Source organism: Pseudomonas sp. Irchel s3b5 (assembly GCF_900187435.1).
In the GTDB taxonomy this organism is placed as follows: Bacteria; Pseudomonadota; Gammaproteobacteria; order Pseudomonadales; family Pseudomonadaceae; genus Aquipseudomonas.
Window position 1 is genome coordinate 117,311 of the sequence record NZ_FYDY01000007.1, and the last position, 15,847, is coordinate 133,157.

Below are 15,847 nucleotides of genomic sequence, written 5' to 3' on the forward strand. Positions count from 1 at the left end.
TCAGAAAGGATAAGGCCATGTCTGTCGCGGTGATTCAAATGGTCAGCCAGAGCGATGTGCTGGCCAATCTGGCACAGGCCCGTCGCTTGCTTGAGCAAGCGGCTGCTGGCGGTGCGAAGCTTGCCGTACTGCCGGAAAACTTCGCCGCCATGGGCCGCCGCGACATCGCCGACATCGGTCGCGCCGAAGCATTGGGTGAAGGCCCGATCCTGCCATGGTTGAAACAGACAGCACGTGACCTCAAGTTATGGATAGTGGCTGGCACATTACCGTTGCCGCCGGCAGATCAGCCGACGGCCAAGGTGCATGCCTGTTCGCTGCTGGTCGATGACCAGGGCGAAACGGTGGCGCGCTACGACAAATTGCATTTGTTCGACGTGGACGTAGCGGACAATCGTGGGCGTTATCGAGAATCCGATGACTATGCTTATGGCAATGGTGTCGTGGTGGCGGACACGCCGGTCGGCCGGGTTGGCCTGACGGTCTGTTATGACTTGCGCTTCCCTGAGCTGTACAGCGAGTTGCGTGCAGCCGGCGCGGAATTGATCACCGCTCCATCGGCCTTCACTGCGGTGACGGGCGCCGCGCACTGGGATGTGCTGATTCGCGCGCGGGCCATCGAGACCCAATGTTATGTGCTCGCGGCTGCCCAGGGTGGGACGCATCCGGGGCCGCGGGAGACCTTCGGTCACGCCGCCATCATCGACCCGTGGGGTCGAGTGCTGGCGCAACAGGACCAGGGCGAGGCCGTGCTGCTGGCCGAACGCGATAGCAGCGAACAGGCGTCCATCCGGGCGCGGATGCCGGTGTCCAGTCACCGGCGCTTTTTCTCGCAGGGCGCCCGGCGACCTGCATCAGAACGACGAATTTAAGGCGTAAAACATATGAGCGAGTTGTTGTCCTCAGTCAGTGAACACCTCCTGGCGCCTGGCGGCGTGACGATCGAGAGCCTGCAAGGTGTGCTCGGCGATCTCGCCGGCCCGGGCATCGATGCCGCCGACCTGTATTTCCAGGGACAGATTTCCGAGTCTTGGGCGTTGGAAGACGGCATCGTCAAGGAAGGCAGTTTCAACCTCGATCAAGGTGTGGGCGTACGGGCGCAATCGGGTGAAAAAACCGGTTTTGCCTATAGCAACGCCATCACCCTGGAAGCGTTGGGCGCCGCCGCCCGTGCCGCCCGTTCGATTTCCCGCGCCGGGCAGAATGGCACGGTGCAGGCGTTCACCACGCAAGACGTCGCGCAGTTGTACGGTCCGGACAATCCGCTGGAAGTGCTGAGCCGCGCCGAGAAAGTCGATTTGCTCAAGCGCATCGACGCTGCGACCCGTGCCCTTGATCCACGTATTCAGCAGGTCACCGTGAGCATGGCCGGCGTCTGGGAACGGATTCTGGTGGCCTCCACCGACGGCGGCCTGGCGGCGGACGTGCGGCCGCTGGTGCGTTTCAACGTCAGTGTGATCGTCGAGCAGAACGGCCGTCGCGAGCGCGGTGGCCATGGCGGTGGCGGTCGTACCGACTACCGCTATTTCCTCGCCGAAGACCGCGCCATGGGTTATGCCCGTGAAGCGTTGCGCCAGGCGCTGGTCAATCTGGAAGCCATCCCGGCACCGGCTGGCACATTGCCGGTGGTGCTCGGTTCCGGTTGGTCGGGCGTGCTGCTGCACGAAGCGGTCGGCCATGGTCTGGAAGGCGACTTCAACCGCAAGGGCAGTTCGGCCTATAGCGGGCGCATGGGTGAAATGGTTGCGTCGAAGCTGTGCACCATCGTCGATGACGGCACCCTGGCCGGTCGTCGCGGCTCCCTGAGCGTCGATGACGAGGGCACGCCGACCGAGTGCACCACGCTGATCGAGAACGGCGTACTCAAGGGCTACATGCAGGACAAGCTCAATGCGCGCCTGATGGGCGTGGCCCGCACTGGTAACGGTCGTCGCGAATCCTACGCACACCTGCCGATGCCGCGCATGACTAACACCTACATGCTCGCCGGCGAAAGCGACCCGGCAGAAATCATCGCCTCGGTGAAACGCGGTATCTACTGCGCCAACCTGGGCGGGGGCCAGGTCGACATCACCAGCGGCAAGTTCGTGTTCTCCACCAGCGAGGCGTACCTGATCGAAGACGGCAAGATTACCGCACCGGTCAAAGGTGCGACCCTGATCGGCAACGGGCCGGAAGCCATGAGCAAAGTGTCGATGGTCGGTAACGATCTGTCGCTGGACAGTGGTGTGGGGACGTGCGGCAAGGATGGGCAGTCGGTGCCGGTGGGTGTCGGCCAGCCAACGCTGAAGATTGATGCGATCACCGTGGGTGGCACGGGCTCGTAAGGATGTAATGCTCCCGTAGGAGCTGCCGCAGGCTGCGATCTTTGCTTTTCAATAGAAAAAGATCAAAAAATCGCAGCCTGCGGCAGCTCCTACAGGGGGCGAGAATTAACGCAGACCGCGTTGAGTCTCGTCCAGCTCACGGATGTACTTGAAGATTTTACGGCTGGAAGCAGGAGGCTTGTTTTGCGCAACCTCGTGCTGTGCCTGCCGGATCAGGGAACGCAATTGCTGGCGGTCCGCGTCCGGGTAGTCGACGACGAACTTTTCCAGCACGGCATCGTCGCCGGCGATCAGGCGATCGCGCCAACGTTCCAGGTTATGGAAGCGTTCGTTGTACTGGCGAGTGGAGGCATCGAGTTGATCGAGCAAAACCAGAATGGCGTCAGTGTCCTGATCGCGCATCAGTTTGCCGATGAACTGAAGGTGCCGTTTACGCGCGATGTTCGCGGTGTGCTTGGGCGCATCGGCCAGGGCCCGGCGCATAGCGTCGGTCAACGGCAGTTTTGCCAGCAAGTCAGGCTTGAGTGTTGTAAGGCGCTCGCCGAGGTCAACCAGAGCATGCAGCTCGCGTTTGACCTGGGATTTGCTTTTTTCTCCCGTATCGAGGGAGTCGTCGTAAGAATCAACCATGGTGGCCGTCCGCAAAGAAACGCCGCCATGATAACCAGTCGGGGGCCGCTTGTCCGGCCCGGTCGCTCGATGACCGTTACCGAAAGCAGAATTTGAGTGGAGAACAGCATGAGTGCAGTTGAAAGCGTCGGCCCGCAAGCGTTGCCGGCACTGCAGGAGCAAGTCGAGCAGATCATCGCTGAAGCCAAGCGCCAGGGCGCCAGCGCCTGTGAAGTGGCGGTCTCCCTGGAGCAGGGCCTGTCGACCACGGTGCGTCAGCGTGAAGTCGAAACCGTTGAATTCAACCGTGACCAAGGGTTTGGCATCACGTTGTACGTCGGCCAGCGCAAAGGCTCGGCCAGCACCTCGGCCAGTGGACCGGACGCCATTCGTGAAACGGTGGCGGCTGCATTGGCCATCGCCAAGCACACCTCGGAAGACGAAGCCTCGGGCCTGGCGGATGCCGCGCTGATGGCGCGTGATCTTCAGGATTTCGATCTGTTCCACCAATGGGACATCACCCCGGAGCAAGCCATCGAACAGGCCCTGACCTGCGAAGCCGCGGCGTTTGCCGCCGACAGCCGGATCAAGAACGCCGACGGCACGACGCTCAGCACCCATCAGGGCTGCCGCGTGTACGGTAACAGCCATGGCTTTGTCGGCGGTTATGCATCGACCCGCCACAGCCTGAGCTGCGTGATGATTGCCGAGGCCGATGGCCAGATGCAGCGCGATTACTGGTACGACGTGAACCGTCAGGGCAATTTGCTGGCCGACCCGGTGAGCATCGGCCAGCGTGCCGCGCAACGAGCGGCCAGCCGACTGGGTGCGCGTCCGGTGCCGACGTGCGAAGTGCCGGTGTTGTTTTCCGCAGAATTGGCGGGCGGCTTGTTCGGCAGTTTCCTGTCGGCGATCTCCGGCGGCAGTCTTTACCGTAAATCCTCGTTCCTTGAAGGCACGCTGGGGCAGAAACTGTTTCCGGAATGGCTGACCATCGACGAGCGTCCGCACCTGATGCGTGCCATGGGCAGCGCGGCGTTCGATGGCGACGGCCTGGCGACCTACGCCAAACCGTTCGTCGAAAAAGGTGAGTTGGTGTCCTACATCCTTGGCACTTATTCCGGTCGCAAGCTGGGTATGCCGAGTACAGCGAACGCCGGTGGCGTGCATAACCTGTTTGTCACCCATGGCGATGAAGACCAGGCGGCGTTGCTGCGGCGCATGGGCCGTGGCTTGCTGGTGACTGAATTGATGGGGCAGGGCCTCAACATGGTGACCGGCGATTACTCCCGTGGTGCCGCGGGATACTGGGTCGAGAACGGCGAAATCCAGTTCGCGGTCCAGGAAGTGACCATTGCCGGCAACATGCGCGATATGTTCAAACAGATCGTTGCGGTGGGGAATGACCTGGAACTGCGCAGCAACATTCGCACCGGTTCGGTGCTGATCGAGCGGATGACGGTGGCGGGCAGCTAAACCTCGGCCGCTGCACAAAAAGGCGCGCCACCTATTGGGTGGCGCGCCTTTTTATTGGGTTTACGCCAATCCCTGTAGGAGCCCGGCTTGCCGGCGATGGCGATGTCACAGCCGCCATCGCCGGCAAGCCGGGCTCCTACAGAAGGCGATGAGTAGTCCGGCACGCTTGTTTTGGTTCTCATTATCATCTAATAATAAATCTCATTACCGAATGAGCCCCCGGATCATGAGTTCTGCCTTGCACGAGCAGCCGTACCTCGAAAGCTGGCGCTGGATGAGTCGCCAGATCCGTTGCGCGATGAACCCCGACGAGCCTCGCCTGATCGATCACTACCTGGCTGAAGGCCGGTATCTGGCGTGTTGCACGGCCACCTCACCCTGGACCGTCGCCGAAACTTCCTTCCGTTTGTTGCTCGACACTGCCGCCGATGTCGCGCTGCCGTGGCACTGGCGCACCTACTGTCTCGACCAGGCCTGGCGGCCCTTGCGTGAACTCGAACGCCTCTCTCTGTGCACATGCAGCCTCAAGCGCTGGCAGCTCTACACGTGGCAACTGGCTACCTGCGAGTTGCAGCCTTCAATTCCCCTAACTGAACTGGTGCAAGGATTTTCAGATGACCAAGACACGTATTGAGCGCGACAGCATGGGTGAGCTTCAGGTCCCGGAAGACGCCCTCTACGGCGCACAGACGCAACGTGCAGTGGATAACTTCCCGATCAGCGGCCAACCCATGCCGGTGCAGTTCATCCGCGCGCTGATCCTGGCCAAAGCTGCCGCAGCGCGCGCCAACATCGAGCTCAAGCAGATCAGCGAAACCCAGGGCAATGCCATCGTCGAGGCGGCCCAAGGTCTGCTCGAAGGCGATTTCATGCAGCACTTCCCTGTGGATATCTTCCAGACAGGGTCCGGCACCAGCTCCAACATGAACGCCAACGAAGTGATCGCCACGCTGGCCAGCCGCTTGCTTGGCGAAGGGGTCAACCCGAACGATCACGTCAACTGCGGGCAGAGCAGCAACGACATCATTCCGACCACCATTCATGTCAGCGCGGCGTTGGGATTGCATGAGCTATTGCTGCCGGCGCTGACGCACCTGGTACAGGTCATCGAGCGCAAGGCCGAACAGGTGCATCACCACGTCAAAACCGGACGCACCCACTTGATGGACGCCATGCCGGTGCGCATGAGCCAGGTGCTCAATGGCTGGGCGCAACAGCTAAAGGCCAATATCGGTCATCTGCAAGATCTGCAACCGGCGCTGCAATCTCTGGCACAGGGCGGCACGGCGGTGGGTACCGGCGTCAATGCACACCCTGAATTCGCAGCACGTTTCAGCCTGCAATTGAGCCAGTTGACTCACGTTCAATTCCAGCCGGGAAAGGACCTGTTCGCGCTGATCGGTTCCCAGGACACCGCGGTCGCTGTCTCCGGTCAACTCAAAGCCACCGCCGTGTCGTTGATGAAAATCGCCAACGACCTGCGCTGGATGAACTCCGGTCCGCTGGCCGGTCTCGGCGAAATCGAACTGCAAGCCTTGCAACCGGGCTCTTCGATCATGCCCGGCAAGGTCAATCCGGTGATCCCTGAAGCCACCGCAATGGTTGCCGCCCAGGTGATCGGCAATGACACGGTAATCACCATTGCCGGTCAGTCCGGCAATTTCGAGCTGAACGTGATGTTGCCGATCATCGCCCAGAATCTGCTGAGCAGCATCGAATTACTGGCCACTTCCAGTCGTTTGTTAGGCGACAAGGCCATAGCCAGCTTCAAGGTCAACGAAGACCGAATCAAAGAGGCACTGTCGCGCAACCCGATTCTGGTGACGGCGCTCAATCCGATCATTGGTTACCAGAAAGCTGCCGAAATCGCCAAGCAAGCCTATCAGCAAGGTCGACCGGTCATCGACGTCGCGCTGGAGCACACCGACCTGTCGCGCAGCCAACTGGAAGAACTGCTCAACCCGGAAAAACTCACCGCTGGCGGCGTGTAAACCCCCGCTACCGCTTTGGAGGCACACCATGGAGCACTGGAAACGCACGATCGAGAGAGCCAATCGCTTTTTCATGCTGGGTGAACTGGTCGATGCCCGCGAGATGTACCTGCAGGCATTGGCCCTGGCCCAGGTGTTGTTCGAGCGCTGGGCGGATGCTGAAGAGGCGGTAGCAGCTTGCGTGATTTCCCATCACAACCTCGCGGACCTGCATCTGCGCCTCAACCAGCCGGAGGAAAGCGCCGAATACCTCTGCGCCATCCACCAGCGGCTGCTGCAGACCCTGCAGGATCCGCGTTTGTCACCGGCCTTGCGCGAAGCCGCGTTGCGCCAGAGCAGCAAGACTTATGTCGAGCTGCTGAATTTCATCAGCGATCACGGCGAGTACCCACGCACACATCGGTTGCTGCACATCGATGCTGCGAAGCCTGCGCCTCATCACCATGGAGTCCATTGAAATGGCTTTTACCCTGCCTGTCTTGCCGTACGCGTATGACGCCCTGGAACCGCACATCGATGCGCAGACCATGGAAATTCATTACACCAAGCATCACCAGACCTACATCAACAACCTCAACGCCGCCGTTGAAGGCACCGAGTTCGCCGAATGGCCGGTGGAAAAGCTGGTGGCTGCGGTGCAGCAATTGCCCGAGAAGCTCCGCGCTGCAGTGATCAACCAGGGCGGCGGTCATGCCAATCATTCGCTATTCTGGGAAGTCATGGCACCTCACGGCGGCGGAAAACCTGAAGGTGTACTGGCCAATGCCATCGAAGAGCAACTGGGCGGCCTGGACAGTTTCAAAGATGCTTTCACCAAAGCGGCATTGACTCGCTTCGGAAGCGGTTGGGCGTGGCTGAGCGTGACCCCGCAAAAGACGCTGGTGGTGGAAAGCAGTGGCAACCAGGACAGCCCCTTGATGAACGGCAACACGCCGATTCTTGGCCTGGATGTCTGGGAACATGCCTATTACTTGCAGTACCAGAACCGCCGCCCGGAATACATCAGTGCGTTTTACAACGTGATCAACTGGCCGGAAGTTGCTGCTCGCTATCAGGCCGCACTGGTTTAAGTCTTTTATAAAACTATCCAAGGCTGACTATGGGCACTGAAACATTGGCGACCGGCAGTGGACGGATGTTTCGTTACGCGTTTGGATCGTTGTTACTGCTGGCCGGCATGAGTTTGCTGGTTGCGCACGGGCTGGAATGGCTCGATCTGGAGCCGAAGCTGTCGCGGGCGTTGCAGGGCGGTGCGATCTGCGCCCTCGGCACAGCGCTTGGGGCGGTGCCGGTACTGGTGATCCGGCGCATGCCCCTGGCACTCAGCGATTCATTGCTGGGCTTCGGTGCCGGGGTCATGCTGGCGGCGACAGCGTTCTCGCTGATCGTGCCTGGCATTGCGGCGGCGGAAAAGCTAGGCATGAGTCCGTTTGCAGCCAGCGGCCTGATCAGTCTTGGCATCATGCTCGGCGCATTCGGCCTGTTTCTGGTGGATCGCAAAGTGTCAGGGGCATCGCCGGAAATGCTCAATGGTAGCGTCGAACATCCGATCATTCCGCCAAGGATCTGGTTGTTCGTGTTCGCGATCATTGCCCATAACATTCCCGAAGGCATGGCGGTGGGCGTTTCGGCCGGAGGTGGTATGCCGGATGCCGACAGTCTGGCGATGGGCATTGCCTTGCAGGATGTGCCGGAAGGGTTGGTGATTGCCTTGGTTCTGGCCGGTGCCGGCATGTCGCGGTTCAAGGCATTCCTGATCGGCGCTGCTTCAGGTCTGGTCGAGCCAGTTTTCGCACTGTTGTGCGCATGGCTGGTGAGTCTGGCCGAGTTGCTGCTGCCTTTGGGGTTGGCGCTGGCAGCGGGGGCGATGCTTTTGGTGGTCACTCACGAAATCATTCCCGAATCGCGCAGGCACGGCCACGACAAGCTGGCCAGCCTTGGATTGTTGATCGGGTTTTGTTTGATGATGGTGATGGATACGGCGTTGGCTTGATTTGCTGTGTGGCGAGGGAGCTTGCTCCCGTTCGGCTGCGAAGTAGTCGTGAAATCAGCACGCGCGGAGTATCTGGTGCATTGCGATGACAGGCGTTGGGGCCGCTTCGCGTCCCGGCGGGAGCAAGCTCCCTCGCCACAAAGTCACCGGGAAAGAATTCGGTAGCGGTTATTCGCCTTCGTCGAAGAAGTTGTTGATCAATGCCACCAGCGCGTCCAGCGCTTCCTGTTCCTGCTCGCCTTCCGTGCTCAAATGAATGGTGGTGCCCTTGCCAGCGGCGAGCATCATCATGGCCATGATACTTTTGCCGTCGACCATCGATTGGGGGGTGCGTCCGGCTCTGATCTGGCAAGGGAACTGGCCAGCAATACCGACGAATTTTGCAGAAGCGCGGGCATGCAAACCCAGCTTGTTGATGATTTCGATTTCCAGAGCAGGCATCGCGATGTGAATCCTTTAGCTGAGGTCGCGGTGGCGGACCTGGACGTTCTTCAGGGTTTGTTGCAGGGCTTTGCCCAAGCGTTCGGTCAGGTAGACGGAACGGTGATGTCCGCCAGTGCAACCAATGGCAATGGTCACGTAGGCGCGGTTACTGGCGGCAAAACGAGGGAGCCACTTTAGCAGGTATGTGGAAATGTCCTGGAACATCTCTTCGACATCTGGCTGTGCCGCCAGATAATCGGCAACCGGCTGATCGAGGCCGGATTGTTCTCTCAGTTCCGGCTTCCAGTAGGGATTGGGCAGGCAACGTACGTCGAACACCAGGTCAGCGTCTACCGGCATACCGCGCTTGAACCCGAACGACTCCACCAGAAATGCCGTGCCGGGTTCCGGCTGGTTCAAAAGGCGCAATTTGATCGAGTCGCGCAGTTGATACAAATTCAGGCTGGTGGTGTTTATCTTGAGGTCGGCGAGGTCGGCGATGGGGCCGAGCAAGACGCTTTCAACGTTGATTGCTTCGGCGAGCGAACGATTGGCGTTGCTCAGCGGGTGACGTCGACGGGTTTCGGAAAAGCGCTTGAGCAACGTTTCTTCATCGGCGTCCAGGTACAAAATATCGCACTGGATATGCCGGCCGCGGACTTCTTCGAGGAGATCGGGAAAACGTGAGAGATGACTGGGCAGGTTGCGTGCGTCAATGGACACGGCAACCAGCGGTTGAGACAGCTCAGTATGAACAAGTGCGCGCTCGGCAAGCTCCGGCAACAACCCGGCAGGGAGGTTGTCGATGCAATAGTATCCGTTGTCCTCGAGAACGGCGAGGGCGGTACTTTTACCTGAGCCGGAGCGACCGCTGACGATGATCAAACGCATGATTAATGACCGTTTTGCTCGTCCAGGACGACCTGGTACAAGGCTTCATTACTCGGGGCGCTGCGCAGTTTTTCGCGCACTTCCTTGCGGTCGAGCATGCTGGCGATCTGTCGTAACAGTTCCAGGTGAGCATCGGTGGCGGCTTCCGGGACCAACAGCACGAAGAGCAGGTCAACCGGGGCGCCATCAATAGCGTCGAAATCAATAGGTGCGTCCAGGTGCATCAAGGCACTGATGGGCGACACGCAACCTTTGAGGCGGCAGTGAGGAATGGCGATGCCGTTGCCAAAACCGGTAGAACCGAGTTTTTCACGGGCAATCAATGCCTCGAAGACATCTTGCATCTCCAGATCCGGCACTTCGCGATGGATGAGGTTGGCAATTTGTTCGAGGGCTTTCTTTTTACTGCCGCCCGGCACGTTCACCAAAGAACGGCCGGGGGTCAGGATGTTTTCAAGTCGGATCATGGGTTGGGAGTGTTAACGACCGGTTGCGCCCTGAAGGAGGCTCTGGGTCTTTTCCTTATGCTTTTTGAGTTGGCGATCCAGCTTGTCGGTGAGTGAGTCGATCGCCGCATACATGTCGTCATGCTCAGCGTTTGCGACCACTTCACTGCCGGGAATATGCAGGGTGGCTTCGATTTTCTGCTTCAGCTTCTCGACCGTCATCGTGACTTGCACGTTGGTGATCTTGTCGAAATGTCGCTCCAATCGTTCGAGTTTTTCGCCGATGTAGGTGCGAAGAGGTTCGGTCACTTCCAGTTGGTGTCCACTGATGTTGACTTGCATACAGCTTCTCCTTCGTTGCCAGTGCATAAAGCGGTAGATCAGATGATCTACCACTGGAACGCTGTGGCGTGGCTCTACATCAACCGCTTACGTTCGCTCGAAGGCGCGATCCCGAGGGATTCGCGGTACTTGGCGACGGTGCGGCGAGCCACCTGAATGCCTTGTGCCTCCAGTAAACCAGCGATCTTGCTGTCACTCAACGGCTTTTTCTGATTTTCCGCGGCAACCAGTTTTTTGATGATCGCGCGGATCGCCGTAGACGAGCATTCGCCGCCTTCGGAGGTACTGACGTGGCTGGAGAAAAAGTATTTCAGCTCATAGATACCCCGTGGGGTATGCATGAATTTCTGGGTGGTTACCCGTGAAATCGTCGACTCGTGCATGCCCACCGCTTCGGCAATGTCATGCAGGACCAATGGCTTCATGGCTTCGTCGCCGTACTCCAGAAAGCCGCGCTGGTGTTCGACGATCTGGGTAGCGACTTTCATCAGGGTTTCGTTGCGGCTCTGCAGGCTCTTGATGAACCAGCGGGCCTCCTGCAACTGATTGCGCATGAAGGTGTTGTCGGCGCTGGTGTCGGCGCGGCGTACGAAGCCTGCGTACTGGGCATTGACCCGAAGCCGAGGTACCGACTCCTGATTGAGTTCGACCAGCCAGCGCTCGTTGTCCTTGCGTACGATGACGTCAGGCACGACGTACTCGGCTTCGGTGGACTCGATTTGTGAACCGGGGCGCGGATTAAGGCTCTGGACCAGTTCGATCACCTGGCGCAGTTCGTCTTCCTTGAGCTTCATGCGACGCATGAGCTGGCTGTAATCTCGGCCGCCAAGCAAATCGATGTAGTCGGTGACCAGCCGTTTGGCTTCGGCCAGCCAAGGTGTTTTGGCAGGCAGCTGACGCAATTGCAGCAGCAGGCATTCGCCCAGGTTGCGGGCGCCGATGCCGGCCGGTTCGAATTGCTGGATGCGGTGCAGGACCGCTTCGATTTCGTCCAGCTCAATGTCCAGTTCCGGATCGAACGCTTCGAGGATTTCCTCAAGGGTTTCGTCCAGATAGCCCTGATTATTGATGCAATCGATCAGGGTGACGGCGATCAGGCGATCGGTGTCAGACATCGGCGCCAGGTTCAATTGCCACAGCAAATGGCTTTGCAGGCTTTCGCCGGCCGATGTGCGGGTAGTGAAATCCCACTCATCATCATCGTTGCTGGGCAGGCTGCTGGCGCTGGTCTGGTAAACGTCTTCCCAGGCGGTATCGACAGGGAGTTCGTTGGGGATGCGTTCGTTCCAGTCACCTTCCTCGAGGTTATCGACGGTCGGTGCGCTCTCCTGGTAGGAGGGTTCCTGGATATCGGTGTTGGGCTTTTGTTCGGTGTTGTCGGCCAAGGGGTCGGCGTTGTCGAAGTCGTCGCCTTCTTCCTGGCGTTCGAGCATCGGATTGGACTCCAGGGCCTCCTGGATTTCCTGTTGCAGGTCCAGGGTCGACAATTGGAGCAGGCGGATGGCCTGTTGCAGCTGAGGTGTCATCGTCAGCTGCTGGCCCATTCTCAAGACTAGCGATGGTTTCATGGCAGGGGCTTAACACCTTATTCGCCGGCGCACATGCGCCATCCACTACAGGGCGCCGAGGCGCCAAACTTAAGCAAGTTATATGCCTGAATCAGAGGCCTTTGCCTAGACCGCTGTAACAATAAAAACGAAAACCTTTGTCGATATGTCGGTCGGCGCCCGTGCGCAAACCAGCGAGCGCAGTCATTACAGGCGGAATTCGTGCCCCAGGTAAACTTCCTTGACCAGATCGTTGGCCAGGATCGTTTCTGCGTCACCTTCGGCAATCAGCTGGCCATCATTGACGATATAGGCCGTTTCGCAGATGTCCAGGGTTTCACGGACGTTGTGGTCGGTGATCAGTACGCCAATGCCTTTGGCCTTGAGGTGATAGATGATCTGTTTGATATCGCCCACCGAGATCGGGTCCACGCCGGCGAAGGGTTCATCGAGGAGAATGAATTTCGGATTGGTGGCCAGTGCGCGGGCGATTTCCACGCGGCGACGTTCACCGCCGGACAGGCTCATGCCCAGGTTGTCGCGAATGTGGCTGATGTGGAATTCCTGAAGCAGGCTTTCCAGTTCCTTGCGACGACCTGCCTTGTCGAGTTCCTTGCGGGTCTCGAGGATCGCCATGATGTTGTCGGCCACCGAGAGCTTGCGGAAAATCGACGCTTCTTGCGGCAGATAACCGATGCCGGCCTTCGCACGACCGTGCATCGGCTGGTGGCTGACGTCCAGGTCGTCGATCAGAACGCGACCCTGGTCGGCCTGCACCAGGCCGACGATCATGTAGAAGCAGGTGGTCTTGCCGGCGCCGTTCGGGCCGAGCAGGCCGACGATCTGGCCGCTGTCGATGGACAGGCTGACGTCACGCACGACCTGGCGACTCTTGTAGGCCTTGGCCAGGTGCTGAGCTTTCAGAGTTGCCATTACTGGGCCTTCTGCTCGTCAGTTTTCTTTTTCGGCTGAATCACCATGTCGATGCGTGGGCGCGACTCGGTGACTTTGCTGCCGGTGGCGCGACCGGCGCTGGCCAGCTTCTTGTTTGTGTCGTAGACGATTTTTTCGCCTTGGGTGATGTTGCCATCCTTGTCGATGACTTTGGCGCGGTCGATCAGCACGACGCGGTCTTGCGAGGCGTGGTACTGGATGGTCACGCCATAACCCTGAACAGGTTTCGTATCGCCAGCGGTTTGCAGTTGCTCGAAGTAGGCGAGGTTGCCCACGGAGGTCACTACATCGATATCGCCGGCCGGGGTGCGGGTCATGGTCACTTTGTTGCCGGTGACCTTCATCGAGCCCTGGGTGATGATCACATCGCCCGTATAGGTAGCAATACCGTTCTTGTCGTCCAGTTGGGCGTCGTCGGCCTGAATGCGAATAGGCTGTTGCTGATCGTCCGGCAGAGCCCAGGCGCTCACGCTTCCCAGTGCTGCGCCCAGACTGAGCAAAATAGGGAGTGTTTTAACGAGCCTCATACTGTCCTCTTACGTTCGATAGCAGGTGTATCCTGCTTTCTTTCAAATACGCCTTCATTCCCTTGCCAGTCGAGACACCGCCAGCGCCGTCGATTCTAACGTCTTGCTCGGTCTGCGCATATTGCTGCTGCGGGAACACGGTCATGCGAGTGGTGGTGATCAGGGTTCTGCGGTTTTTTTCGTCGAAGCGTGTGATGCGTACCGAGTCGATCAGTTCGACCTCGGTGCCATCGGGATTGACCTCGCCTTTCTCGCTCTGGACGTGCCACGGGAATTCGGTACCGCGGAACATGTTCAGGTCGGGATTGGTCAGCAAGGTAACTTCGGTCGCTTTCAGGTGTTCGACCTTGTCGGAGGTCATTTCGTACTGCAATTTACCATCCGGCAGGAACTGTACGCTGTGGGCGTTGATGGCGTAATAGTCGATCTCGCTTTCATTGGCACGCACAACCGGCTTGTCGAGGAAGCGTTCCGGGCTGATGTTCCAGTAGCCGACCGCGGCGAATATCGCCGCGATGCAACCGAACAACAAAATACTGCGAATCTTTTTGCTCAACATATAGGGCTCACAGGTATGCAGCGTTGGCTGCATCGAGGCGATCCTGGGCACGCAGGATCAATTCGCAGAATTCGCGAGCGGCGCCTTCGCCACCGCGGGCAGCGGTGACGCCGTGAGCGTGTTCGCGCACGAAGCTGGCGGCGTTGGCCACTGCCATGCCCAGACCAACGCGACGGATCACCGGCAGGTCTGGCAGGTCATCGCCCAGGTAGGCGACCTGTTCATAGCTTAAGCCTAGTTGCTCCAGAAGACCGTCGAGAACGACCAGTTTGTCTTCGCGACCCTGAAACAGGTGCGGGATACCGAGGTTCTTCGCTCGACGCTCGACCACCGGGGTCTTTCGGCCGCTGATGATAGCGGTCTGTACACCAGCTGCCATCAGCATCTTGATGCCTTGGCCGTCCAGAGTGTTGAACGTCTTGAATTCGCTGCCGTCTTCGAGAAAGTACAGGCGCCCATCGGTGAGAACGCCGTCGACGTCGAAAACCGCCAGCTTGATCTGTTTGCCGCGTTGCAGCAGGTCCGTGTTCATTACATTACTCCCGCGCGCAGCAAGTCGTGCATGTTCAACGCGCCGACAGGGCGGTCTTCACTATCGACCACGACCAGCGCGCTGATCTTGTGATCTTCCATGATTTTCAGCGCTTCGGCGGCAAGCATTTCGGCTCGGGCAGTCTTGCCGTGAGCCGTCATGACCTGATCGATCGTAGTGCTGTGGATATCGATGCTGCGGTCCAGCGTGCGACGCAAGTCACCGTCGGTGAAAATCCCTGCCAGTTTGCCATCGGCCTCCAGGACTACCGTCATGCCCAGCCCCTTGCGGGTCATTTCCATCAGGGCGTCCTTGAGCAGGGTGCCGCGCTGAACTTGCGGCAGCTCCTGCCCGGCGTGCATGACATTTTCCACTTTCAGCAACAGGCGTCGGCCCAGGGCGCCGCCGGGATGGGAAAAAGCGAAGTCTTCGGCGGTAAAGCCGCGGGCCTCCAGTAACGCAACGGCCAAGGCGTCGCCCATAACCAGTGCGGCGGTGGTCGAGGAGGTCGGTGCCAGGTTCAGCGGGCAGGCTTCGTGCTCGACATGCACGTTCAGGTTGACCTCGGCAGCCTTGGCCAGCGGCGAGGCGGGGTTGCCGGTCATGCTGATCAACTGAATGCCCAAACGCTTGATCAGTGGCAGCAAAGTCACGATTTCGTTGGTGGAGCCGGAGTTCGAGAGTGCCAGGATGACGTCGTCACGGGTGATCATGCCCATGTCGCCGTGACTGGCTTCGGCCGGGTGCACAAAAAAGGCCGTGGTGCCGGTGCTGGCCAGGGTGGCGGCGATCTTGTTGCCGATGTGCCCTGACTTGCCCATGCCGACCACGACCACGCGGCCTTTGCTGGCCAGAATCATCTCGCAAGCGCGTACGAAATCTGCGTCGATGTGGGGCAGCAGGCCTTGTACGGCTTCTACCTCGAGGCGGATGGTGCGTTGTGCCGATTGAATCAGGTCGCTGGATTGGCTCATGTCTGAAATCGTATAGCCCGATGAAAAGGCGGCGATTATAGCGTTTATGTTCGAAACCCTCACGCAAGTTCGTTACGCATTGTCATTCCTTGTTACTTAATCCCTCTGAAAGAAGCGTCTTGCCGGGCGTCGCGCTGAAGATGACCCGGCAATGGCCTTGGGCGCGCAGCGGTTGCAGTGATATAGTTCGCCGCCAGTTCGGCCTGCCCGGAAGGTATGTGCTTTCGTCAGAAAGTCAGGCGTCCGAGTGAGAGGC

General features: G+C 59.2%; 19 protein-coding genes. 8 read left to right on the top strand and 11 right to left on the bottom strand.

The window, feature by feature from the left end:
- The first annotated feature begins 17 nt into the window (after positions 1–17).
- Positions 18–872 carry a carbon-nitrogen hydrolase family protein gene (locus CKW15_RS10425; RefSeq protein ID WP_095058430.1) on the top strand — a complete coding sequence of 285 codons (855 nt, stop codon included), beginning with the start codon at positions 18–20 and terminating at the stop codon, positions 870–872.
- Positions 873–884: 12 nt separating this feature from the next.
- Entirely contained in the window at positions 885–2,327 is a 1,443-nt protein-coding gene (gene tldD, locus CKW15_RS10430) for a metalloprotease TldD (protein WP_095058431.1), read from the top strand.
- A gap of 105 nt (positions 2,328–2,432) precedes the next feature.
- Here tldD and yjgA read toward each other — a convergent pair whose 3' ends face one another.
- Positions 2,433–2,957 carry a ribosome biogenesis factor YjgA gene (yjgA, locus tag CKW15_RS10435; protein WP_034148278.1) on the bottom strand — a complete coding sequence of 175 codons (525 nt, stop codon included), beginning with the start codon at positions 2,955–2,957 and terminating at the stop codon, positions 2,433–2,435.
- Positions 2,958–3,065: 108 nt separating this feature from the next.
- Here yjgA and pmbA point away from each other — a divergent pair, with 108 nt between their 5' ends.
- The 6 genes from pmbA (at position 3,066) to CKW15_RS10465 (ending at position 8,396) form a co-directional block, all read left to right on the top strand.
- Positions 3,066–4,412 (top strand): metalloprotease PmbA, encoded by a 1,347-nt coding sequence (gene pmbA / locus CKW15_RS10440; RefSeq protein WP_095058432.1) that lies wholly within the window; start codon positions 3,066–3,068, stop codon positions 4,410–4,412.
- A 226-nt stretch (positions 4,413–4,638) separates the two neighbouring features.
- The gene (locus CKW15_RS10445) at positions 4,639–5,046 is read left to right on the top strand and encodes a FagA protein (RefSeq protein ID WP_095058433.1); all 408 of its coding nucleotides are present in this window, start codon (positions 4,639–4,641) and stop codon (positions 5,044–5,046) included.
- Positions 5,027–6,403: an aspartate ammonia-lyase gene (locus CKW15_RS10450; protein WP_095058434.1), complete on the top strand. Its 1,377-nt coding sequence runs from the start codon at positions 5,027–5,029 to the stop codon at positions 6,401–6,403. Before CKW15_RS10445 ends, CKW15_RS10450 begins: the two co-directional genes overlap by 20 nt.
- A gap of 28 nt (positions 6,404–6,431) precedes the next feature.
- Positions 6,432–6,860, top strand: coding sequence for a hypothetical protein (locus CKW15_RS10455; protein ID WP_095058435.1), 429 nt, complete (start codon positions 6,432–6,434; stop codon positions 6,858–6,860).
- Position 6,861: 1 nt separating this feature from the next.
- Complete coding sequence (locus tag CKW15_RS10460) at positions 6,862–7,473, top strand: superoxide dismutase (protein ID WP_095058436.1); 612 nt, start codon at positions 6,862–6,864, stop codon at positions 7,471–7,473.
- 29 nt (positions 7,474–7,502) lie between these two features.
- Entirely contained in the window at positions 7,503–8,396 is an 894-nt protein-coding gene (locus CKW15_RS10465; protein WP_095058437.1) for a ZIP family metal transporter, read from the top strand.
- A 168-nt stretch (positions 8,397–8,564) separates the two neighbouring features.
- Here CKW15_RS10465 and CKW15_RS10470 read toward each other — a convergent pair whose 3' ends face one another.
- From CKW15_RS10470 to CKW15_RS10515, 10 genes are all read right to left on the bottom strand, one after another.
- On the bottom strand, positions 8,565–8,837 hold the full coding sequence (locus tag CKW15_RS10470) for an HPr family phosphocarrier protein (protein WP_095058438.1): 273 nt from the start codon (positions 8,835–8,837) through the stop codon (positions 8,565–8,567).
- A gap of 15 nt (positions 8,838–8,852) precedes the next feature.
- Positions 8,853–9,710 (bottom strand): RNase adapter RapZ, encoded by an 858-nt coding sequence (rapZ, locus tag CKW15_RS10475; protein WP_095058439.1) that lies wholly within the window; start codon positions 9,708–9,710, stop codon positions 8,853–8,855.
- A gap of 2 nt (positions 9,711–9,712) precedes the next feature.
- Positions 9,713–10,177: a PTS IIA-like nitrogen regulatory protein PtsN gene (gene ptsN / locus CKW15_RS10480; protein WP_095058440.1), complete on the bottom strand. Its 465-nt coding sequence runs from the start codon at positions 10,175–10,177 to the stop codon at positions 9,713–9,715.
- Positions 10,178–10,189: 12 nt separating this feature from the next.
- Positions 10,190–10,498, bottom strand: a complete 309-nt coding sequence (hpf, locus tag CKW15_RS10485; RefSeq protein ID WP_060542979.1) for a ribosome hibernation-promoting factor, HPF/YfiA family — start codon at positions 10,496–10,498, stop codon at positions 10,190–10,192.
- A gap of 74 nt (positions 10,499–10,572) precedes the next feature.
- Positions 10,573–12,066 carry an RNA polymerase factor sigma-54 gene (locus tag CKW15_RS10490; RefSeq protein ID WP_095058441.1) on the bottom strand — a complete coding sequence of 498 codons (1,494 nt, stop codon included), beginning with the start codon at positions 12,064–12,066 and terminating at the stop codon, positions 10,573–10,575.
- A 186-nt stretch (positions 12,067–12,252) separates the two neighbouring features.
- Positions 12,253–12,978 carry an LPS export ABC transporter ATP-binding protein gene (gene lptB, locus CKW15_RS10495; RefSeq protein ID WP_053154596.1) on the bottom strand — a complete coding sequence of 242 codons (726 nt, stop codon included), beginning with the start codon at positions 12,976–12,978 and terminating at the stop codon, positions 12,253–12,255.
- Positions 12,978–13,526 (bottom strand): lipopolysaccharide transport periplasmic protein LptA, encoded by a 549-nt coding sequence (gene lptA / locus CKW15_RS10500; protein ID WP_095058442.1) that lies wholly within the window; start codon positions 13,524–13,526, stop codon positions 12,978–12,980. Before lptA ends, lptB begins: the two co-directional genes overlap by 1 nt.
- Positions 13,513–14,085, bottom strand: a complete 573-nt coding sequence (lptC, locus tag CKW15_RS10505) for an LPS export ABC transporter periplasmic protein LptC (protein ID WP_095058456.1) — start codon at positions 14,083–14,085, stop codon at positions 13,513–13,515. Before lptC ends, lptA begins: the two co-directional genes overlap by 14 nt.
- A 7-nt stretch (positions 14,086–14,092) precedes the next feature.
- Positions 14,093–14,617 (bottom strand): HAD family hydrolase, encoded by a 525-nt coding sequence (locus tag CKW15_RS10510; protein ID WP_095058443.1) that lies wholly within the window; start codon positions 14,615–14,617, stop codon positions 14,093–14,095.
- Positions 14,617–15,591: a KpsF/GutQ family sugar-phosphate isomerase gene (locus CKW15_RS10515; protein ID WP_095058444.1), complete on the bottom strand. Its 975-nt coding sequence runs from the start codon at positions 15,589–15,591 to the stop codon at positions 14,617–14,619. The genes CKW15_RS10510 and CKW15_RS10515 overlap by 1 nt, the downstream gene beginning before the upstream one ends.
- Between the last annotated feature and the right edge of the window lie 256 nt (positions 15,592–15,847).